General features: G+C 67.9%; 1 protein-coding gene. It reads left to right on the forward strand.

Annotated elements, in window-relative coordinates; translation table 11 throughout:
- Positions 1–41: 41 nt before the first annotated feature.
- Positions 42–2497, forward strand: a 2456-nt coding sequence (locus tag ACFW01_RS38335; RefSeq protein WP_384511477.1) for an amino acid adenylation domain-containing protein, incomplete at its 3' end; no start/stop codon positions are given.

Raw genomic sequence — 2497 nt, forward strand, 5'->3', positions numbered from 1 at the left:
GTGAGCCGGTGCAGGTGGTGTGGCGCCGGGCGGAGCTCCCGGTGACCGAGGTGGTCCTGGATCCGGACGGGCCGGAGGCGGTGGAGCAGTTGCTGTCCATCGGCGGTCTGTCGATGGATCTGGGCCGGGCGCCGTTGATCGACATGCACGTGGCCCAGGCGCCGACAGGCGACACGTGGCTGGGGCTGGTGCGGGTGCACCACATGGTGCGGGACCACACCGCACTGACCCTGATGCTGGCAGAGATACGGGCGTTTCTGACGGGCCGGGGCGATGAGCTGGGCGAGCCGCTGCCCTTCCGTGACTTCGTGGCCCAGGCACGGCAAGGCCTCGACCGGTCGTCATATGAACGTTTCTTCGCAGGTCTCCTGGGCGATGTGAGCGAGCCGACCGCGCCGTACGGCTTGGTGAACGTGAGGGGCGATGGAGCAGACTCGGTCGAAGTACGCATCGGCCTGGGGGCCGAAGTGGCGGGTCGGACCCGTGTGGTGGCGCGGCGGTTGGGTACCAGTGTGGCGACCGTGCTGCATGTGGCGTGGGCACGGGTGCTGGCGGCGGTCAGTGGCCGTGAGGACGTGGTGTTCGGCACGGTGCTGTTCGGCCGGATGAACGCTGGCGCAGGTGGTGACCGGGCAGCCGGCCCCTTCATGAACACCCTGCCTGTGAGGGTCCGGGTGCACGAGGTCGGTGTGCTGGCCGCTGTCGCGGGGATGCGGACCCAGCTGGCGGAGCTGCTGGAGCACGAGCACGCGCCGCTGGCCCTGGCACAGCAGGCCAGCGGCGTTCCTGCTGAGACGCCGCTCTTCACCTCCCTTTTCAACTACCGGCACAGCAGCGGCCGAGGCATGGGCCGGGACGCGGGGGACAACCGCGACGGAGGCATTGACGGGGACCTTGAGGGAATCAGCACCATCTACGGGCAGGACCACACCAACTATCCCCTGACGGTGTCCGTCGATGACGACGGAGATGATCTCGGGCTCGCTGTGAACGCGGTCGCACCGGTCGATCCGGCTGCCGTGAGCGTGCTGATGCATACTGCGGTGGAGAATTTGCTGGCGGCACTGGAGGGGGCACTCGAAGGAGGGCCGGACCGTCCGCTGAGCACTGTGGACGTTTTGGACGACACGGAGCAGCGTCGTGTCCTGGCCGACTGGAACGACACGTCGGCCCACGTCGAGGCCGCAACGCTTCCTGAGCTGTTCGATGCCCAGGTGGCGCGCACGCCCGATGCCGTGGCCCTTGTCACTGCTGGCGTCGAGGTGACTTACGAAGAGCTGGACGCCCGGGCGAATCGTCTCGCGCGGTTGCTGAACAGCTGGGGCGTGGGGCCGGAGACCGTGGTCACGGTGTGCCTGCCGCGTTCGCCGGAGCTGGTAGTGGCCCTGTTGGGTGTGCTGAAGGCAGGCGGGGCCTATCTGCCCGTGGACCCGGAGCTGCCGAAGGACCGGATCGCCTTCGTACTGGCGGACGCTGGCGCGGTGTGCACGGTGACGACAGCTTCTCTCGAATCGGCGATGCCCCGAGAGATGCCTGCTGTGGTCGTGGATTCGCCGGCGGTGGACCAGGAACTGGCGGGCTTGTCCGGGTCTGAGAGCGGAGCTCGGGTCAGTGCTGGGGCGGCTGTGCTGCCGTCGCACGCGGCGTATGTGATTTACACGTCGGGGTCGACAGGGGCACCGAAGGGGGTCGTGGTCACTCACCAGAGCCTCGTACACCTTTGCGAGAGGAACCGCAGCACGCTGTTCTCACCCTTGGCCGAGGCTGGGACGGATGTCGGGGCTGGGACTCGGCAGTTGCGGATCGCGTTCACGTCGTCGGCGTCCTTCGACGCGTCATGGGACCAACTGTCGTGCCTGTTCGTCGGCCATCAGCTGCATGTCATCAACGAGAAGACGACACTCGACGCCGGACTGTTTCTGCGGTGGCTGGCCGAGAGCCGCATCGACCATGTGAATGTGTCGCCCGCTCACTTGCAGCTGCTGGTGGAACAGGGGTTGCTGAACGGCCGGGAATGGCAGCCGCAGCGCATCCTGGTGGGTGGCGAGGCCGTGTCGGAGGCCCTCTGGGACCGGTTGCGATCAGCGAACGGGACCGAGGCCTACAACCTCTACGGACCGACCGAGTGCACGGTCGATGTGGCGATGGCCCGGGTCGCAGGCCTTGCTGGGCCTGTGATCGGCGGGCCGGTGGCGAATGTGCGGGTGTATGTGCTGGACGGTGGGCTGCGGCCAGTGCCGGTTGGTGTAGTGGGCGAGCTGTATGTGGCGGGTGCGGGTGTTGCGCGGGGGTATGTGGGGCGTGCGGGGCTGACCGGGGAACGGTTCGTGGCGTGTCCGTTTGAGCCGGGGGTGCGGATGTACCGGACCGGTGACCTGGCCCGGTGGACCGGTGAGGGGCAGTTGGTGTTCGCGGGGCGTGCGGATGAGCAGGTGAAGATCCGTGGGTTCCGGATCGAGCCGGGCGAGGTCCAGGCCGCGGTCCTGGCGCATCCGCA

This window comes from Streptomyces sp. NPDC058985, assembly GCF_042740985.1.
GTDB lineage: Bacteria > Actinomycetota > Actinomycetes > Streptomycetales > Streptomycetaceae > Streptomyces.